A 17,095-nucleotide genomic window follows, 5' to 3' on the forward strand; every position below is an offset into this window, starting at 1 on the left:
TGCTATATTGTTGGTTTTGATTTTTGACTGGATTATCATCGCACTCGGTTTTTATTTTTGTATACTGGCATGTATTAATGCTTTGTGGATGAAGCGCGAAACAAAACCGGCAGAATTGACCAACGGACCTTTTGTTTCGGTATTGGTTCCTGCACGCGACGAAGAACTTCACATAGAACCGTGTATTCAATCTCTTGTGCAACAAAGCTATATGAATTACGAAGTGCTCGTTTTGGACGACAATTCTACGGATAAAACACGGGAATTGCTGGATAAACTGCAAAAGCTGTATCCGGACAAATTGCACGTGTATTCGGGAAAACCTCTGCCTCAAGACTGGCGCGGTAAAGTATTTGCCATGAAGCAATTGTGCGAACGGGCAAAAGGGGAATATCTTTTGTTTACTGACGCCGATACCGTGCACTCTTCCCTTTCCGTATCGCTTGCCGTTACGAATATTTTGTACCATAAAGCGGAATTTTTATCCGGTTATATACGGCAGCAAATGCAAACGTTCAGCGAAAAAATATCGATACCTTTGCTGTACTTGCTCAGCGGTTTTCTTTTACCGCTGTGGGTATGTAAATGGGGTAAGCACCCCATGTTGGCAGTAGCGATAGGACAGTACATTTGCGTAAAAAGAGAGCCGTTTATGCAAAGCGGCGGCTTTGATCAAGTAAAAAACCGTACAACCGAAGACGTGTTTTTAGCCCGCGCTATGAAAAAAAACGGTTATAAAACCGTCTTTTTGGATTTAAAAGATGCGGCAATGTGCCGTATGTATACTTCATGGCAAAGCTGCGTAAACGGCATAAGCAAAAACGTGTTTGATTTTATCGGTAAAAATAATTTTATACTTGTTTTTGCGGCATTGGGTATTTTTATTTTTTTAACGCTGCCGCCCTTTTTAGCTCCTGTTTTAACGATTTATGCGCTTGTTGCCGAACGCGCATTTCCGTTTTCGATTGCCGCATTGTGGATAAATTGGCTTTTAGTCGGCGGTACATGGGCTGTGGTTTTAAAAACACAAAACATGAGTTCAAAACTGGTATTTGTATACCCGCTTATTTTTGTAAATTTATTGTATATAGCGATTGTTTCATGGTACCGCTCGATAACGGGTACCGGTTATGAATGGAAAGGCAGGATTGTGCACTGATGGCATATAAACGCGGCGGACCTCTTATCAATACAAAAACGGTTTTTCGCGCCGCTTCGGCTTTAGTGTTTTACCCGCTTGAAATTCTTGCCTATGCGATATACTTTGCGTTGTACCGTTCGCAGATTATAGGCAGAACAAAACTGAGCGCGTATAAAAAAGCGGTATTGGTTTCCAATCACACCACTTTTTTAGACCCGGTATTGATATCTGCAGCTGTGTTTCCGCGCAGAAGCTACCATACACTTTTGGAATCGGTAGTGCTGGTACCTTTTTTGGGAACCTTGTGCCGGCTTTTGGGCGGAGTTCCCGTTCCTCCCGGAGTGCGTTCCATATACCGTTTGCCCTCGGAATGCGCACATGCTTTAAATTGTTTTCGATTTATACATTTTTATCCTGAAGGCGAATGCTATATACGTAATCAAGACGTGTTTCCTTTTCATACGGGAGCATTTTTTACCGCAGCCGAGCTTGACGCACCGGTTATTCCTTTGGCAACCGTATTTGTACCGGATAAAACGGGAAAAAAGCCGCGCATTCGTTTATACGTGCTCGATGCTGTAGAACCTGCGCGCTTTAACTGTAAAGACCCTAAAACCGGTAAAACGGATATGAAAGCGGTGCGCATTTTTGCAAACCATGTACACGATCTTATACAAAACGAAATAAACCGCCGCGGCGGTACGCGTCAATTTTACAAAGGTGTTATGCCGCGCATTGTCGGAGAAGAAGCTCGCTGTTGCAAAGAAAATTAATACGGCGTTGGCTTTGCATGCCGGATGCTTGCGTGCATAAGTTGTGTTTGCGTTGCGCGTGCTTTGACCATTATTTGATTTTGTGCTATATTTACACGGTATGAGCAAGAAAAAAACCGCTTTTAAGGTTAATCAAAAAATCGTATACCCGAGTCAGGGTGTCGGTAAAATCATTGAAATTAAAGAAAAAGATTTCGGCGGACAAAAGCTGCTGTACTACGTAATGTATTTGGAAGTGTCCGACATGACCATTATGGTACCGGTAGACCGCTGTACGGAGTTGGGCATACGCTCAATCGTATCCGCCGCTGAAGCCGAACAAGCGCTGCAAACCATAGGTGAAGATTTTGAACCCGTTACTTCGGATTGGAAACTGCGCTATCAAATGAACCTTGATTTATTAAAAAAAGGTACGGTAAGCGATATTGCCATGATTGTACGTTCGTTGTACCGGCGCAGTAAAGTAAAAGAACTGCCCATACTTGAGCGCAAATTATACGATTCGGCAAAAAAACTGCTGGAAGACGAAATTTCATTTGCACTCGATAAACCTTTAAAAGAAGTTGAAGCTCTTATTCACGAAAAACTGGAACCGCCGGGAGCGGAAAACGAAATAAAACGCAACAATTCCGTTTTTAACGGTTTAAACGACGACGATGAATTTTTGGATGATGAAGATGAAGATATCGTCAACGATGAGGAAGACGATGACGACGACGGCGAAGAGGAATAAAAACCGCTTATGCTCGTGCATACGACAGCCGTTATTTTAACCGCCGCCGGTACATCAAAACGCTTCGGAACGGGACAAAAAAAAGAATACCGTCCGCTTGCATCGCATTTGTTTCCAAATCAAAAAAATACAACTGTGCTATCCTGCAGCGCCGAAGCTTTTTTAAGCGCTTTAGACGGCAAAAAAAACGGCAGTAAAACGGATGCTTTTGTTTTAACCCGTTTGATTATAACCGTTCCGCCTTGTAATTCAAAAAAGCAAAATGATGCGGCACAAACGGAACAAAGCCTATTGCCGCAAACAGCCCTTTTATCAGGCGATTTTGTGCCGCAAAAGCTTACGCAGTTACACATAAAACCCGAATTCGTTGCAGGCGGCGCCGACCGCCAAACATCGGTTTTGCACGCTTTGGAACATCTTGAGCGCAGCGGAAAAACACCCGATATTGTATTAATCCACGATGCAGCCCGTCCTTTTGTACAACCGCAAACCATACTGGACGTATTACAATTAACTTTACAAAAGGGCGCCGCCTGCCCTGCGCTTAGCGCTGTCGATACGTATAAAGAAACGGATGACGAATGTGTTTCGGTTGTACGCCATTTGGAGCGCTCTCGTTTGGCTGCGGTGCAAACCCCGCAAGGCTTTTTCTTTAAAGAGCTGCTTGGCGCACACCGCAGGGCGCAAAAAGAAGGTTTGCACTGCACCGACGATACGCAAATATGGAGCGCTTATGCCGGTACGGTGTATTTGTGCGAAGGAAAACGGGACAATATAAAAATAACGTATAAAGAAGATTTAAAAGACGAACGGACGGAAAATAAAAACTGCAGTGCCCCTTGTTTTCGTACCGGTTTGGGTTGGGATACGCACCGCTTGGTTTCCGGGCGCTCTTTGATTATCGGCGGCATTACCATACCCTTTGACAAAGGAGAGCTTGCCCACTCGGACGGCGATGTTTTGTTTCATGCAATTACCGATGCCCTGCTCGGCGCCGCCGCTTTAGGCGATATAGGAGAACTTTTTCCCCCGTCGCAAAAACGTTGGAAAAACGCAGACTCTGCGCTTTTGCTCGGCGCCGCATGGGATAGGGTAACGCAAAACGGATGGCAGCTTGAAAACCTTGACTGTGTGCTTATTATCGAGCGCCCGAAACTGCTTGCTTACCGCGAGCGTATACGCGAAAACATTGCTTCGGTTTTAAATTGCGGCGCCGAGCGCATTTTTATAAAAGCAAAAACGGCTGAGGGTATGGGCGACATAGGGCAAGGCAATGCCGTCAGCGCTTTTTGTACTTGCTTGCTGCAAAAAAAATAACCCGCTGCGCCCTGCACTTGCGGTGCATGGCGCTTGCACAAACTTCGCTATCGTTATGCTACGTATGCTTCCAAACAGCTCATGCGCTTGGGGTGGCGCAAACGGCGGATAGCCTTTTTTTCGATTTGGCGGATACGTTCTTTTGTTAAATTAAAAACGTCTCCCACTTCTTTTAAAGACATGGAAGAACTGCCGTTTAAACCAAAACGGTAGCGCAAAACTTCCGCTTCTTTTTCGCTTAGCGTTTTCAATACGTTGTTTATGTCCTGTTTCATAGTTACGGAAATAGCTGCGTCTTCGGGACTTTCGTATTGGTCGTCCGGTAAAAAATCTCCGATGGTAGCCCCGTCTTGTTCGGAAGAACGGGCTGCCGTATCCAAAGACACCATATCGCGTGAAATATGTATGATTTCGCGTACGTGTTCTTTAGAAATATGCAGCATATCGGCAATTTCCGCAAATTCTTCTTCTTCGCTTTTGTTTCCTGTAATCAGTTTGCGCGCTTTTTCTATTTGTACCAATTCGTTGGCACGGTTAAGCGGCAATCGTATGGGGCGGGATTTTTCGCAAATAGCTTTAAGAATTGCTTGGCGTATCCACCACACGGCGTAAGAAATAAAATGATAGCCTTTTGTAACGTCGTAGCGTTCGATTGCGGTAAGCAAACCGATATTGCCTTCGCTGATAAGGTCAGTTAAGTCCAAGCCGCGGTTTTGGTATTTTTTTGCAACGTTGACGACAAAGCGCAAATTTGCATTTACGATTTTATCTTTTGCCGCTTTGTTTCCCTGTGCGGCTTGCACAGCCAAATTATTTTCTTCTTCTCTTGTCAAAAGAGGTATTTTATTTATATCTTTAAGATACAGAGTAAGTACATTATCGTCGTTAGCCATTGTAATCTCCTTAATGCATATCTTTATGCAATATCCGTGCCACCTTTGTCTTTTTTTTAAGAAAAAACGACACTGGTTTTTATTTTGTTGTGTTATATTGAATTAAACGGTCTTAAAACGGGACGGCGTAAAAAATAAAACCGCATTTGGTACACAAAAATACTTTCGCAAGGCTTTTAAAGTGTTAAAATGACACAGGGGACGCGTAAAAGGATATAAGCGGTCTTTTTTGACCCAAAAAATATTGCTTTGCTTATGTGATTGTCGGCGCTTTTTGTGCAAAGGTTTGGATAGGGCGCCGCACGCTCTTATATAAGTTAAAAAAAACTGCTATACTGATTGCGTACGATATTCGTACTTTTTTAAAAAACAGGAGGTTTTTATGGCTGATGATTTTTCTTTTACTATTACCAAACACATCGGTGAGATTTCAAAAAGCAAAAGCGGCTGGACGCTCGAATTGAATATGGTTTCATGGGGCGGACGAGATGCAAAATTCGATATTCGAAGCTGGGCACCCGACCATCAAAAAATGGGAAAAGGCGTTACGCTGACGGCGGAAGAATTGACTTCATTAAAAGAGCTTTTGAATACCGCTTCTTATTAAAAAATATAAACACGGTTTTCCTTTATCCCTTTAGCAACCTGAAGCATTTACCGGCTGTTCAAACTGTACGTTGGTTTGCGTCGGCAGCAGAATTACCTGCCGGCTGCCGGAGACAGCCGAATTATCCGGCGGATGCCGAACAGCAGGGTTCTTGTTTTCTTTATTTTTTTGTGTTATAGTTGTCCCATCTTTCCGGCAGTTCGAAACCGCCCTGCCGTTAAACAAAACTACGGAGAAATCAACTTAAATGAAAAACGAATTGCTTCTTATTGTATCGGTACCGCTGTACTTCGGTGCGGTGTTGCTTATGCTGCGCTTTTTTAAAGAAACAGGACTGTATGTATGGACTGTTATCGCTACAATCGCCGCAAACATCGAAGTGCTTATTTTAATCCGCGCTTTCGGCATGGAACAAACGCTCGGCAACGTGCTGTTTGCTTCAACTTTTTTAGTTACCGACATATTAAGCGAAGTATACGGAAAAAAAACGGCAAACCGTGCGGTTGTATACGGGTGCGCCGCATCGGTGTTGTTTATTGTTTTAAGCCGTTATTGGCTGTTGTATACCCCGTCTCAAAACGATTGGGCTATGACTGCTATGCGCACGGTTTTTTCGAACACACCCCGCGTTATGGGCGCAGGATTGGCAGCTTATGCGATTTCGCAATTTTTTGACGTGTGGCTTTATCATAAGTGGTGGGACTTTACCGCCAAACGCTGTGCAAACAAAAAAAAGTTTTTATGGCTGCGCAATAACGGTTCGACGCTGGTGTCTCAGCTTTTAAATACGGTTTTATTTACAGCAGCGGCTTTTTACGGATTGTATCCGCTGCAAACGCTTGTTTCAATTGCCTGTTCTACCTATGTTATCTATATAATAACCAGTTTTGCGGACACACCCTTTGTGTATGCGGCGCGGAAAATAATGAGTGTTGATAGCGCAAAGTAAACTTGTACAAATTGACTTAAGCGGCATAAAAACGTATCTTTAGTATATGGAAAACACATATTCAAACGAAAACTGCTCGCACGGCTGTTCCGGTTGTTCGGGTAATTGCGCTTCGCATGCTGCGCCGCAAAAATCGGCTGCCCACGACACTGAACGTTCAAATGCCGGACAAACTGCTGGCGGACATCCGATCGCCGACAGCCTCCGTGCGCAAGCGCATCCTAAAAGCCGCATAAAAAAAGTTATTGCCGTAGTAAGCGGTAAAGGCGGTGTGGGAAAATCGCTGGTTACCTCTCTTTTGGCATGCGCGCTGCAGCGCCGGGGTAAACGCGCTGCAATATTGGACGCCGATATAACAGGTCCGTCAATCCCCAAAGCGTTCGGGCTGCACGGCAAAGCCGAAGGATCCGAAGAAGGCATATATCCTGTTGTCAGCGCAACGGGTATTCAAATTATGTCCATTAACTTTTTGCTGGAAAACGAAACCGATCCGGTTTTGTGGCGCGGTCCTATTATCGCCTCTGCGGTAAAACAGTTTTGGACCGATGTGATATGGCAGGATGTAGACTGTTTGTTTGTGGATATGCCTCCGGGAACGGGAGACGTGCCGTTAACGGTGTTTCAGTCTTTGCATGTAGACGGCATAGTGGTAGTGGCAACGCCTCAAGAATTAGTCGGTATGATTGTGGAAAAAGCCGTAAAAATGGCGGGTTTAATGCATATTCCCGTTTTGGCGCTGGCAGAAAATATGAGCTACATCAAATGCCCCGATTGCGGAAAAAAAATTGAAGTTTTCGGCGAAAGCCGCATACAAAAGCTTGCCGAACGCTACGCAATTAAAAAGACAATAGCTTTGCCTTTGGATCCGGCTTTTGCGGCGGCATGCGATGCAGGCAAAGCGGAGCAAGTTACAACAGATATCTTTGACGATTTTATAAACTTTGCCATCTAATGCGTATTTCACGCGGGTAATAGGTTTGAAGTCCCGGTTTCCAACGGTCGTATATGCTGGTATCCGTTGCCGGGCTTAACGGGTCGTAAAACACCGGATAGTCTTTGTTTTCGATAATGTCAAAAGAAGCTTTTACTTGCTTGGGGTCGTAGGTTAATTTAATGCCGCCGTCTTCGTTATAGCGAATATCGCAAAAATACGTATAGTCGTATACGGCAAAATACAGTTCATTTCCTTTGTATGAAGACAAGTCAACATAAAAACGGTAGCTCATAATGCCTTTTTTTTGCGTTGCTTTGAATTCGCTCACTTTGGGCGGGTTGGTGCGAGTCGAACCTTGTCGCATAAACGTATAGTAGTAGTAGTGGCGCAAATTGATAAAAGCGTTGTCGTATACTTGGCGGTTTTCTTCGTCATCGAATTTGCCGTCGTGGTTTACATCGAGCCAATTTATAATTTCGGAACTGAATGCGCTGTCGAATGTCCACTGAACATACGCTCCGCGCAGATCTTTTCCGTTCCATATAAATTCAACCGTATTGTCTATAAATACGTGCGGATGAGCGTGCAAAAAAAATGAGCATACAAACAGTATGCAGGGTATAAAAAAGCGCTTTTTCATACGGTTATACTGTCCGTATATAAGTGTTTAAGTCAAGAGCTTCGTTTATAAAATGCGTGATTATACACTCGTGCTAAACTGTTCGGTTTTTACCGGCTGTTTTTTTTGCATTGCCGAAATAAATGAGCGCATAAGAGGCAAAAAGAAACAGCAAACAAAAATAAATCGAATTGTCTTTAAAAATTTCGGTTAAAAATGCGCCGCCTGCAGCTCCTATACCGAAAAAAACGATAACCGAAATGTATTGTATGCAGCGTTTGAGTGCCCGCTTGTCTTTGTCGCGCAAAAAAGAGTGCAAGTTTTGCATGGAAGATTTTAGATTGCCCGTAATCATTGTGGTAGCAACTGCGGCTCCTTCAAGCTTGTTAAACATACCGACTTGAATTGCAGCTAAAAAAGATACGGTACACGTGGTAAATGCTGCATTTACGTGAACGGACGTTGCGCCGATAAGCACCAGCAAAAGCGCTTCGAACACGAGCATCAATTTGATTTTGCGTACTTCCGACTTTATGCTGCCGTTCAGTTTAATAAATTCGGACAAAAGTATTCCCGCCGAAAAAAACAATATGGGCAAAGCATATTTAGGGATGAGTGCATGCTTGCCGTTAAAAACTGCAATCGACAAAAGTACTAAATTGCCCGTTTGCGCATTTGCGAACACGCCGTTTTTTAATATATAGGTATATGCATCCAAAAAACCGCCCAGCATAGCTAACAGCAGTGCAACCGATGTGCGTTCGTGGACTTTGCATAGAACCGCAGATTGATTTTGTTCTATCGTGCTCATACAGCGTTTTATAGCACACTTTATCGATGGAAGCAACGGGGAGGAGCCGGATGCTCCGGAAAGTGGCGAAAACTGCGGTGCGGACATTGTTTGAGTTGACACTATCTTTTCTTGTCAGCGTAAATTTAGTTTTACTTTACAAGCGGCAAATTCAGCCCCATAATGTATACATGCATATCGATGACACGAGGACGGCAGGTATTATCAATGTGCTCCTCGATGCAAACGATTACGTTTCCTCTGTGGTAATAGCCGAAAAAACGGGCATCAGTGAAAGTACACTGTTTAGGCTATTGCCGAATGCGGAAAAGTGCGTTGCGCCTTACGACTTGTCTTTTTCCAAACGGCGAGGTAAAGGCTTTATGCTTATCGGCGGCGCTAAAGAAAAAAAACGTTTTATTGCCGACTTTGTGCGGCAAAATTATACACAGGAATTTTCGGCGGAGGAAAAAAGTTTTTTAGTGCTTTTGTATCTTTTAAACGAAAAGGATTCGATAAAGCTTGCATCGCTCGGCAAGCGTTTTAAAATTTCTCAAAGCAGTGTTTCCAAAATATTGTCGGATTTGGAACCCAGCTTGGCTCAATCGGGCTGCACCCTTGTGCGTAAACGCGGCGTAGGAACGTGTATTGCCGGAAACGAAGAAGCCGCCCGCTATGCGGCATTAAATACCGCTTGCTTGTATGTGAATTTTAACGAATTTATGAGTTTATTGTATACACATATTTATAAAAGCGCCGCCGCACAAAACAAACTCAAGCTGTATTCATTTACCTGTGCAGTGTTCGATTATTTGAAGGAAACTGCGGACATCGCTTTAATCTTTGATTTTGTAGAAAAAATTGAAAAACTATGTGCCGTTTCTTTTTCCGATATGGATTTTGTATTGCTGTTTTTGTGCGTGTGCATAATGGAAATCCGCTGTATCAACCATTTTTTTATGCCGGTTCAATCCGAACTTGCCGCTAAAAATGCAAAGCTCAAAGCAAGCGTAAACGAACAAAGCGCTATAAAAAAAAGCGCTTTAACCGGCATACAAAAAGCATGCTGCGAGCTTCCGTTTTTACAAATCGAAGAAAATTTTAGAAAAAACGAAACGTACTTTTTTTTAGACGTATTGCAAAACACCGAAGCGCTCAGCGCACGGTCGGCAAATCAAAAGTATTGCGAACAAATAGCGGATAATTTTGTTTCTTTTGTAGAAGCTTCGCTAAACGGACACGTGGAAGAATATAAAAAAGTTGTATATATCGTGTACATGCAAATATTGCAGTTGATAAAAAAACACCGCAGTTTATTTGCGTTTGAGCATGCCGGCGGTTCTTTTGCCGAAAATATTTTAAATAAAAACGGCTCTTTGCGCCAATTTTCAACTCAAGCCGCTGAGTATTTGAATGCGCGCTTACACATTAAAATAAGTGAAAACGAATGTGCGGTTTTGCTTAGTTTTATAGCACCGTTTTTTGAGTACACCGTAAAAAAAATATCAGCCGTTTTAATTTGCGCTTCGGGTGTCGTTATCAGCAGCATATTAAGAGAACGTATCGGGAAACTTTTTCCCGAATTGGACCCTATAGAAACGGTTTCCGTGCGTAAATTAACCGATCGGTATGTTAAAGAAAAAAAGATAGACTTTGTTATTTCATTTATTGAAACAGCAAACGTGCATGTGCCGGTTGCGTATATATCTGCAAACATGGACGATGCGGATATGTTAAAAATCAAACGGGTTATTCAGACTATACAACAGTCAAAAAAGGATGTATGCAATGCTTAGTGAATTTATTTTGGAAAACAAAACGTTTGCGCTGCAAGAAAAAGCACAAACGTGGCAGCAAGCGGTAAAAAAGTCGGTCGATTTGCTTGTTGCTTGCGGCTGTGCAAAAGAATGCTATTGCGATGCTATTTTAAATTCAGTTAAAGAATACGGTCCGTACTTTGTAATCGCTCCGGGTATTGCTATGCCGCATGCCCGCCCGGAACAAGGTGCTTTAAAGATAGGCTTTAGTTTGGTAACCCTCGCACAGCCTTTGAACTTTGGCAATGCGACAAACGATCCGGTCGATTTGATTTTGTGCATTACGGCGCCCGACAAAGAAGCTTTAAATGAAAAAGTTATAGTTGAAGTGATGGATTTATTCGACAACGAAAACGCTTTAAAGCAGCTGCGCAGCGTTCAAAGTGAACGGGAATTAAAAGACATTTTAAACGGAGGAAAGTGATGGTTTTAAAAGAAATAACGGTAAAAAATCCTACGGGTTTGCATACGCGTCCGGCAAACGATTTTGTAACGCTTGCAAACACCTTTCAGTCTGACATCAGCATTCGGAAAAACGAAAAAACAGCAAATGCAAAAAGCATAATCAAATTGCTGCGCGTAGGGATTTCTCAAAACGATACGGTTGTTTTGGAAGCGACCGGACCGGATGAAGAGCAAGCCGTAAAAGCGCTTGCAGAATTTATTGACCAATTGCAAGAGTAAACGCCAGTATGGAAAAAAGGATAACGGGAACTGTGCTGTCGGACGGGCTGTGTATCGGCAGTATCGTTAAATGGACGGACGATTCGGCTTTGCCGTGTAGCGGTATGGAGGGAACTGAAAACGGCAGTCAAATCCCGGAGCCGGATTTTGCCGAACACAAAAAAAGCGTTTTAAACGAAGATGCCGAATGTGAACGTTTTTGTAAAGTAAAAACTGCAGTCGATTCAAAGTTGAATGAGCTTTTATCCTGTGCCGAAAACAACACAATTGCCGCAGGAGACGCGGCTTCAGAAGAAGCCGAAATTATGCGCAGTTACATAGCCATATTAAACGATCCTGAACTTGAAAAAGACATCGTACAGCGCATACGGGAGCAAAAAGTTTTTTTGAGCGAAGCTTTAACTCTTACGGCACAAGAATATGCAGATGATATGAGCGCTCTTGAAGACGAGTATTTAAAACAGCGGGCGCAAGATTTTGAACAGCTGTTTGCTATGCTTTTGTCATATTCGTCGGGTAGTGCTCAAAAAAAAGCATTCATAGAAAAACCGTGTATACTTGCGGCAAAAGCGCTCAGTCCTATAGACATGTCCGAAGTCAACAAAAAATTCTTGCTCGGCATTATTACCGAAGAGGGCAGTAAAACCTCTCATGCCGCCATTATCGCCCGCTCTTACGCTATACCGATGATTGCCGGCATTCCCTATGCAACGATTGTAAAAAACGACACAGCCGTTATTGATACCGAAAAAAAACTGTGCGTGCTTAATCCGGAAAACTCAACCGCAGCCGTTTATACCGAAAAAAGCGCACAGCTGCAAAAAGAAAAAGAATATTTTAACGCTTTGATTACCGAACGCGCCGTAACTAAAGACGGCGTAACTATAGAACTTATGGCAAATATCGGCTCGGTTCAAGAAGCCGCTCAAGCTTACGTACAAAACGCGGACGGCATAGGCTTGTTCCGCACGGAATTTTTATTAAGCGAAGCCGGTGCCGACTTTCCTTCGGAAGAAAATCAATTTAAAACTTACCGCGCCGTACTGCAAGCTATGGACGGAAAAAGTGTAACAATCAGAACCTTTGATATCGGCGGCGACAAACTGTATCCGTGCGTGCATTTACCCAAAGAAGAAAATCCTTTTTTGGGCTGGCGCGGTGTTCGCTATATGTTGGATAATACGGAACTTTTGCATACGCAGCTGCGCGCCCTCTTGCGTGCAAGCGTGTACGGCACACTACACATTATGTTTCCCATGATAAGCTGCGAAGAAGAGGTACAGCGGCTGCGCTCTGCCGTCGAAAGTGTGCAAAGAGATTTACAAAGCAAAGGCATAGCCTACGATAAAAACGTCGGTATCGGCATTATGGTGGAAACGCCTGCCGCAGCTCTTACGACGGACAGCCTTGCGCCTCTTGTCGATTTTTTCAGCATAGGAACGAATGATTTAACCCAGTACACGCTTGCCGTCGATCGGGGGAACCGGAATATAAACACGCTGTATAACGAAGGGCATCCTGCAGTTGTGCGTTTAATACGCGAAGTGTGTGAAGCCGGACAAAAACACAACAAACACGTGAGCGTATGCGGCGAAATGGCGGGAGACACCGCATTTACCGAAACATTGTTAAAAGCCGGAGTGCGTTGTTTAAGCATGGGAAGCGCTCGTATACAAAGAGTAAAAGACCGTATCATAAAAACGACAATGGGAGAACACAATGGATGAGCTGACAAACCGGCTGAACATATTGGCTGAAAGCAAAGTTATTACACATAAAACAAAACATAAAATTATCGATATGATTTATTATTTAAATTCAAAATATGAGATTGTTTTAAATGAAACGAATGCAAGCGCTTTTATTATGCACCTTGCCATGGCGATAACGAGGATTGAAAGAGGGGAGGGCTTTGAACAAGTTGCCGGTGCTATGGCGGACGAAATTCAACGCGAAAAAAACTTTGAAAATGCAAAAGTTATTGCCGATGATATCGAACAAAATATTTTTCATTTGTCATTTCCTTTGCAGGAAAAATATTTTGTAATCACAAACTTGTTGGTTGTAATGGACGACGGGTGATACAAACGCTGCACAACAGAATACAAAGGAGTAGAAGGAGGGTGTAATGCCGAAAAAAATAGCCGTCGGCGGACAAATGGACAAACAATTGCTTGCAAAACTGATTACACAGTACGGAGGCGAAAACGTAACAGTTGATATTAAAAGCGATGTGGAAGCTGCAGTCGGGGTAAAAAGCGGTGCCTACGATTACTACATCGGTGCATGCGCTACCGGAGCGGGGGCGGCGATCGCTATGGCAATCGGTTTGCTTGGAGCGCAATCTTGTGTTTCTCTCAGTGTTCCCGGAAAAATCGTTTCCGATGATGAAATCGCTCAAGCGGTTTCAGACGGTAAAAAGGCGTTCGGTTTTGTAAATACCGATGCGGAAAAAATAATACCGGTTTTAATTCAGTCCATACTAAAAGGAGGAATGGAAAGATGAAATTTGAAATCAATGTATTAACTGTTTTGGTTATGGCGGCTTTAGGTGGGTTGTCGTCGTATTTGGCAAATCAAAGTATTGCCGTATTTCATGACGGTTTGCGCCCGCTTTTGCCGCAATACTTAAACAAATCAATGGATAGAAAAAGCTTGTTTGCAACCAGCTTTGCGCTGTCTTTCGGTCTTGTAATCGGCTTCGGTTTGCCTACGTCTATTACTGGAAAAATAATAATAGTGCATACGGTTTTATTGGCTTGCGATATTATCGGAACGGCTTTTAAAGACGACAAACTCGGTATGATTTTAGCGACACTTGTAGGCTGTGTATACGGTGTGCTTTTAATGTTCGGTATGCAGGCAATTATGAGCATATTCGAAAAAATGCCGATTAACTTTACGAGCAATTTAAGTACGGTCGGAAACTTAATTATTATTTCGTTTTGTGTTTTCCCGGCAGTTGCCATTGCTTATCAAAAGGGAGTGGCGGAAGCGTCTATTGTTTTAGCATTAACTATGCTCATCAAACATTTAACCGGCTTGTACGGTAAATTTACCGTTAACGATATTAAAATTGCTTTAAATGCTGATGGAATGGCGCTGTTATTCGGTATTCTTGCGATGCTGTTTGCCGCTGCCCGCACGAAAAAAAACGATTCGGGTGAAGCCGTAAAAGTTTTTTCTTTATTTGAAGACAATATAGGGCGTATTAAAAAAAATATTGTACTGTTGGCGATAAGCGGCGGCGTTGTTGCTTTGGCGACATCGTTGCTTTTGATTTCGGAAGGTCCTGCTTCTTTAACTTTAACTGCCGAAGGAAAATATACGGAAGCCGCAATGGTTTCTTTAGGAAGAATGCTCGGTTTTATTCCTTTGGTTATGACAACGGCGATTATGTCCGGTGTGTATTCTCCTGCCGGTACAAAAGCCGTGCACGTTCCCGCGCTGCTTTTAATTAACTTCGGAATTTTGGGATTGGTCGGTTCTTTTTTTATTGCCGCGCTTATTATGGTATTGGAAGTGTTGTTGCTGAACGTTATAGCAAAAGGTATGGACAAAGCCCCCGGCTTAAAAGAATTGGGAGACAACACAAGAACCGCTATGTCCAAAGTGTTGGATTTGGCGCTATTGGTCGGCGGTATGCTTGCGGCAAATGCCATTGCCCCATCGATAGGCTATATTTTTGTTATAGGTTTGTATTTTATCAACCAAAATTCAAAAAAGCCCATACCTACTATGGCGGTAGGTCCTGTGGGTGCAATAGCCGTCGGCATTTTGGTAAATATTTTGCACCTTATCGGATTGTTTCCTGTAAACAAATAAACGAAGGTTTTTTATGCTTTTAGACGGTTACACATTAATGCACGAACACGTACACATAGATTTATCCGCACAAAAAAACAATACGGATTGCTTGTTGGATTGTAAAGATCAAACGGTTGCAGAATTCAAAAAACTTTACGCTAAAGGCATAAAAAACATAACTGAAGTTACCAATATCGGCATGGGAAGAGACGTTGCATACGTTTCTTCCGTTGCCGAACAAACCGGTATAAATATACTGTGTGCAACCGGTTTTTACAAAGAACCTTTTTTACCTGCTTATATATATGAAAAAAACGAAAAAGATATTGCAAGTATTATGATTCAAGATATTACCGCCGGCATCGATAATACCGGAATTAAAGCGAGCATTATAGGAGAAATCGGCTCAAGTGAAGAGGCGATAACCGATGCTGAAAAAAAAGTATTTGCAGCTGCAATTATTGCACACAAAGAAACCGGAACCCCAATAACCACACATACGACGCTTGGGAAACTGGGTTTGGAACAAACAGCAATTTTTAAAAAACAAAACGTCGATATGAATAAAATAATAATCGGTCATGTGGATTTAAGCGGAGACATCGATTATATACTTAAAATTATTGATGAAGGTGCATACGTTGAATTCGATACTATCGGTAAAAATAATTATTTGGATGACAGTGTAAGAATTGCAATGCTTAAAGAACTTGAAAAACGAGATTTGACAAGCCGTATTCTTTTTTCTATGGATATTACCCGAAAATCAAATATGGAATATAAAGGCGGTATCGGATATTGTTATTTATTCGATGTGTTTTTTAAAAATTTGCTGGCTGCAGGGTTTTCACAATCTTTACTCGAACGGATTTTAAAAGATAATCCGCGCCATTATTTTACCGGAGCTTAGCAGTTATGAAAACCTTTCCTTTAAAATCAATAAACATTGTACAAGCGCAAAAAAAACAATTTTTATTGGTAGATATTATTACCAAACACTTTCCCGGTGCGGATTTTTTAACGCTCGGAGATTTAGGCATCAATACGCAAGCTCATAAACCGCTTCGCACAGCACAAGTTGAAAAAGTAATTGCGGAATTTTTTCATGCCGAAGCTTGTATGCTTACGCGCGGTGCCGGAACCCAAGCAATCCGCTGGGGGCTGCAAAGCGTACTGCAGCCGGGCGATACGATTTTAGTACACAGCGCTGTCATATATCCGACAACGGAAGTAAGCATTATGTCGATGGGGCTGCATAGTGTACGCGCAAACTTTAACGACGATGATGACATTGTCCGCGCTTTAAACGAAAACGATGTTAAGCTGTGCCTTATTCAACATACGCGCCAAGCTGCGGACGATTCATACGATTTGCAGCACGTAATTGAACTGGTAAAAAAACAAAAAAACGATATCGTCGTTTTAACCGACGATAACTATGCTGTTTTAAAAGTGCCGAATATAGGCTGTGAATGCGGTGCGGATTTGTCCGCTTTTTCTCTGTTTAAGCTGCTGGGACCTGTTGGTATTGGTTGTCTTGTCGGGAAAAAACGGTTTATTGACAAAGCTTGCTCGTATAATTATTCAGGCGGCGGTCAAGTGCAGGGCTTTGAAAGTATGGAGGCTTTGCGCGCTCTTGTGTATGCTCCGGTTGCGCTTGCAATTCAAGCGGAACAAAATGAATTGCTTTTAACGCTGTTAAACGATCGTATAAAATATCCGTATATAAAAAACTGTTTTTTGGCAAATGCACAGTCGAAAGTGCTGCTTGTTGAATTCAATGAACCGGTTGCGCCGGCGGTATTGTGTGAAGCAGAAAAATTGGGAGCGCTCCCGAATCCGGTAGGCGCCGAATCGAAATTTGAGATACCGCCGCTTTTTTATCGCGTGTCGGGAACCTTTTTAAAAAAAGACCCTTCGCTTAAAAATACAATGATAAGGATAAATCCGAACCGCAGCGGTGCTCAAACGGTTATACGGATTTTGGATATGGCATACCGTGCGGTTGTGCAAAAAAATCGGCAGGAGTAG

Annotated in this window: 19 protein-coding genes and 1 pseudogene; 17 read left to right on the forward strand and 3 right to left on the reverse strand. The window is 42.8% G+C overall.

What is annotated here, in order from left to right:
* The first annotated feature begins 16 nt into the window (after nucleotides 1-16).
* From HMPREF9193_RS03125 to ispF, 5 genes and pseudogenes are all read left to right on the forward strand, one after another.
* On the forward strand, nucleotides 17-1,159 hold the full coding sequence (locus HMPREF9193_RS03125) for a glycosyltransferase family 2 protein (protein WP_245565490.1): 1,143 nt from the start codon (nucleotides 17-19) through the stop codon (nucleotides 1,157-1,159).
* Nucleotides 1,159-1,914 carry a lysophospholipid acyltransferase family protein gene (locus HMPREF9193_RS03130; protein WP_021686611.1) on the forward strand — a complete coding sequence of 252 codons (756 nt, stop codon included), beginning with the start codon at nucleotides 1,159-1,161 and terminating at the stop codon, nucleotides 1,912-1,914. The genes HMPREF9193_RS03125 and HMPREF9193_RS03130 overlap by 1 nt, the downstream gene beginning before the upstream one ends.
* A gap of 100 nt (nucleotides 1,915-2,014) precedes the next feature.
* Nucleotides 2,015-2,647 carry a CarD family transcriptional regulator gene (locus tag HMPREF9193_RS03135; RefSeq protein ID WP_021686612.1) on the forward strand — a complete coding sequence of 211 codons (633 nt, stop codon included), beginning with the start codon at nucleotides 2,015-2,017 and terminating at the stop codon, nucleotides 2,645-2,647.
* Between the two features lie 9 nt (nucleotides 2,648-2,656).
* Nucleotides 2,657-3,439 (forward strand): annotated as a pseudogene (locus HMPREF9193_RS11455) (IspD/TarI family cytidylyltransferase); the annotation flags it as partial.
* 63 nt (nucleotides 3,440-3,502) lie between these two features.
* Nucleotides 3,503-3,964: a 2-C-methyl-D-erythritol 2,4-cyclodiphosphate synthase gene (gene ispF / locus HMPREF9193_RS11460; protein ID WP_306698967.1), complete on the forward strand. Its 462-nt coding sequence runs from the start codon at nucleotides 3,503-3,505 to the stop codon at nucleotides 3,962-3,964.
* 53 nt (nucleotides 3,965-4,017) lie between these two features.
* On the opposite strand, the gene HMPREF9193_RS03145 is transcribed toward ispF, so the two are convergent.
* The gene (locus tag HMPREF9193_RS03145) at nucleotides 4,018-4,857 is read right to left on the reverse strand and encodes a sigma-70 family RNA polymerase sigma factor (RefSeq protein ID WP_021686614.1); all 840 of its coding nucleotides are present in this window, start codon (nucleotides 4,855-4,857) and stop codon (nucleotides 4,018-4,020) included.
* 382 nt (nucleotides 4,858-5,239) lie between these two features.
* Here HMPREF9193_RS03145 and HMPREF9193_RS03155 point away from each other — a divergent pair, with 382 nt between their 5' ends.
* The 3 genes from HMPREF9193_RS03155 (at nucleotide 5,240) to HMPREF9193_RS03165 (ending at nucleotide 7,365) form a co-directional block, all read left to right on the forward strand.
* On the forward strand, nucleotides 5,240-5,464 hold the full coding sequence (locus HMPREF9193_RS03155) for a YdbC family protein (RefSeq protein WP_021686616.1): 225 nt from the start codon (nucleotides 5,240-5,242) through the stop codon (nucleotides 5,462-5,464).
* 247 nt (nucleotides 5,465-5,711) lie between these two features.
* Complete coding sequence (locus tag HMPREF9193_RS03160) at nucleotides 5,712-6,413, forward strand: queuosine precursor transporter (protein ID WP_021686618.1); 702 nt, start codon at nucleotides 5,712-5,714, stop codon at nucleotides 6,411-6,413.
* 46 nt (nucleotides 6,414-6,459) lie between these two features.
* Complete coding sequence (locus tag HMPREF9193_RS03165; protein WP_021686619.1) at nucleotides 6,460-7,365, forward strand: Mrp/NBP35 family ATP-binding protein; 906 nt, start codon at nucleotides 6,460-6,462, stop codon at nucleotides 7,363-7,365.
* On the opposite strand, the gene HMPREF9193_RS03170 is transcribed toward HMPREF9193_RS03165, so the two are convergent.
* Entirely contained in the window at nucleotides 7,346-7,987 is a 642-nt protein-coding gene (locus HMPREF9193_RS03170) for a DUF1007 family protein (protein ID WP_021686620.1), read from the reverse strand. The genes HMPREF9193_RS03165 and HMPREF9193_RS03170 overlap by 20 nt on opposite strands.
* A 73-nt stretch (nucleotides 7,988-8,060) precedes the next feature.
* A complete protein-coding gene (locus HMPREF9193_RS03175; protein WP_021686621.1) occupies nucleotides 8,061-8,777 on the reverse strand; it encodes a YoaK family protein in 717 nt (238 codons plus the stop codon).
* 170 nt (nucleotides 8,778-8,947) lie between these two features.
* On the opposite strand from HMPREF9193_RS03175, the gene HMPREF9193_RS03180 reads away from it, so the two are divergent.
* From HMPREF9193_RS03180 to HMPREF9193_RS03220, 9 genes are read left to right on the forward strand one after another with little or no spacing between them, the layout of a single operon-like run.
* Entirely contained in the window at nucleotides 8,948-10,552 is a 1,605-nt protein-coding gene (locus HMPREF9193_RS03180; RefSeq protein WP_040847432.1) for a BglG family transcription antiterminator, read from the forward strand.
* Nucleotides 10,545-10,997 carry a PTS sugar transporter subunit IIA gene (locus HMPREF9193_RS03185; protein ID WP_040847521.1) on the forward strand — a complete coding sequence of 151 codons (453 nt, stop codon included), beginning with the start codon at nucleotides 10,545-10,547 and terminating at the stop codon, nucleotides 10,995-10,997. The genes HMPREF9193_RS03180 and HMPREF9193_RS03185 overlap by 8 nt, the downstream gene beginning before the upstream one ends.
* The gene (locus HMPREF9193_RS03190; RefSeq protein ID WP_021686624.1) at nucleotides 10,997-11,257 is read left to right on the forward strand and encodes an HPr family phosphocarrier protein; all 261 of its coding nucleotides are present in this window, start codon (nucleotides 10,997-10,999) and stop codon (nucleotides 11,255-11,257) included. Before HMPREF9193_RS03185 ends, HMPREF9193_RS03190 begins: the two co-directional genes overlap by 1 nt.
* Nucleotides 11,258-11,265: 8 nt before the next feature.
* A complete protein-coding gene (ptsP, locus tag HMPREF9193_RS03195) occupies nucleotides 11,266-12,984 on the forward strand; it encodes a phosphoenolpyruvate--protein phosphotransferase (RefSeq protein ID WP_021686625.1) in 1,719 nt (572 codons plus the stop codon).
* Nucleotides 12,977-13,339 (forward strand): PRD domain-containing protein, encoded by a 363-nt coding sequence (locus HMPREF9193_RS03200; RefSeq protein WP_021686626.1) that lies wholly within the window; start codon nucleotides 12,977-12,979, stop codon nucleotides 13,337-13,339. Before ptsP ends, HMPREF9193_RS03200 begins: the two co-directional genes overlap by 8 nt.
* Before the next feature lie 46 nt (nucleotides 13,340-13,385).
* Nucleotides 13,386-13,763: a DUF2620 family protein gene (locus tag HMPREF9193_RS03205; RefSeq protein WP_021686627.1), complete on the forward strand. Its 378-nt coding sequence runs from the start codon at nucleotides 13,386-13,388 to the stop codon at nucleotides 13,761-13,763.
* Nucleotides 13,760-15,082 (forward strand): YhfT family protein, encoded by a 1,323-nt coding sequence (locus tag HMPREF9193_RS03210; RefSeq protein WP_021686628.1) that lies wholly within the window; start codon nucleotides 13,760-13,762, stop codon nucleotides 15,080-15,082. Before HMPREF9193_RS03205 ends, HMPREF9193_RS03210 begins: the two co-directional genes overlap by 4 nt.
* Nucleotides 15,083-15,095: 13 nt before the next feature.
* On the forward strand, nucleotides 15,096-15,974 hold the full coding sequence (locus HMPREF9193_RS03215) for a phosphotriesterase family protein (RefSeq protein ID WP_021686629.1): 879 nt from the start codon (nucleotides 15,096-15,098) through the stop codon (nucleotides 15,972-15,974).
* Between the two features lie 5 nt (nucleotides 15,975-15,979).
* Complete coding sequence (locus HMPREF9193_RS03220; RefSeq protein ID WP_021686630.1) at nucleotides 15,980-17,095, forward strand: aminotransferase class V-fold PLP-dependent enzyme; 1,116 nt, start codon at nucleotides 15,980-15,982, stop codon at nucleotides 17,093-17,095.

This window comes from Treponema lecithinolyticum ATCC 700332 (genome assembly GCA_000468055.1).
GTDB lineage: Bacteria > Spirochaetota > Spirochaetia > Treponematales > Treponemataceae > Treponema_C > Treponema_C lecithinolyticum.

What these genes read in the sequence shown, in the direction of transcription:
- HMPREF9193_RS03130 (WP_021686611.1), top strand. Translation starts at nt 1,159, where the DNA reads ATGGCATATAAACGCGGCGGACCTCTTATCAATACAAAAACGGTTTTT.
- HMPREF9193_RS03135 (WP_021686612.1), top strand. Translation starts at nt 2,015, where the DNA reads ATGAGCAAGAAAAAAACCGCTTTTAAGGTTAATCAAAAAATCGTATAC.
- HMPREF9193_RS03145 (WP_021686614.1), bottom strand. Translation starts at nt 4,857, where the DNA reads ATGGCTAACGACGATAATGTACTTACTCTGTATCTTAAAGATATAAAT.
- HMPREF9193_RS03155 (WP_021686616.1), top strand. Translation starts at nt 5,240, where the DNA reads ATGGCTGATGATTTTTCTTTTACTATTACCAAACACATCGGTGAGATT.
- HMPREF9193_RS03160 (WP_021686618.1), top strand. Translation starts at nt 5,712, where the DNA reads ATGAAAAACGAATTGCTTCTTATTGTATCGGTACCGCTGTACTTCGGT.
- HMPREF9193_RS03165 (WP_021686619.1), top strand. Translation starts at nt 6,460, where the DNA reads ATGGAAAACACATATTCAAACGAAAACTGCTCGCACGGCTGTTCCGGT.
- HMPREF9193_RS03170 (WP_021686620.1), bottom strand. Translation starts at nt 7,987, where the DNA reads ATGAAAAAGCGCTTTTTTATACCCTGCATACTGTTTGTATGCTCATTT.
- HMPREF9193_RS03175 (WP_021686621.1), bottom strand. Translation starts at nt 8,777, where the DNA reads ATGAGCACGATAGAACAAAATCAATCTGCGGTTCTATGCAAAGTCCAC.
- HMPREF9193_RS03180 (WP_040847432.1), top strand. Translation starts at nt 8,948, where the DNA reads ATGCATATCGATGACACGAGGACGGCAGGTATTATCAATGTGCTCCTC.
- HMPREF9193_RS03185 (WP_040847521.1), top strand. Translation starts at nt 10,545, where the DNA reads ATGCTTAGTGAATTTATTTTGGAAAACAAAACGTTTGCGCTGCAAGAA.
- HMPREF9193_RS03190 (WP_021686624.1), top strand. Translation starts at nt 10,997, where the DNA reads ATGGTTTTAAAAGAAATAACGGTAAAAAATCCTACGGGTTTGCATACG.
- ptsP (WP_021686625.1), top strand. Translation starts at nt 11,266, where the DNA reads ATGGAAAAAAGGATAACGGGAACTGTGCTGTCGGACGGGCTGTGTATC.
- HMPREF9193_RS03200 (WP_021686626.1), top strand. Translation starts at nt 12,977, where the DNA reads ATGGATGAGCTGACAAACCGGCTGAACATATTGGCTGAAAGCAAAGTT.
- HMPREF9193_RS03205 (WP_021686627.1), top strand. Translation starts at nt 13,386, where the DNA reads ATGCCGAAAAAAATAGCCGTCGGCGGACAAATGGACAAACAATTGCTT.
- HMPREF9193_RS03210 (WP_021686628.1), top strand. Translation starts at nt 13,760, where the DNA reads ATGAAATTTGAAATCAATGTATTAACTGTTTTGGTTATGGCGGCTTTA.
- HMPREF9193_RS03215 (WP_021686629.1), top strand. Translation starts at nt 15,096, where the DNA reads ATGCTTTTAGACGGTTACACATTAATGCACGAACACGTACACATAGAT.
- HMPREF9193_RS03220 (WP_021686630.1), top strand. Translation starts at nt 15,980, where the DNA reads ATGAAAACCTTTCCTTTAAAATCAATAAACATTGTACAAGCGCAAAAA.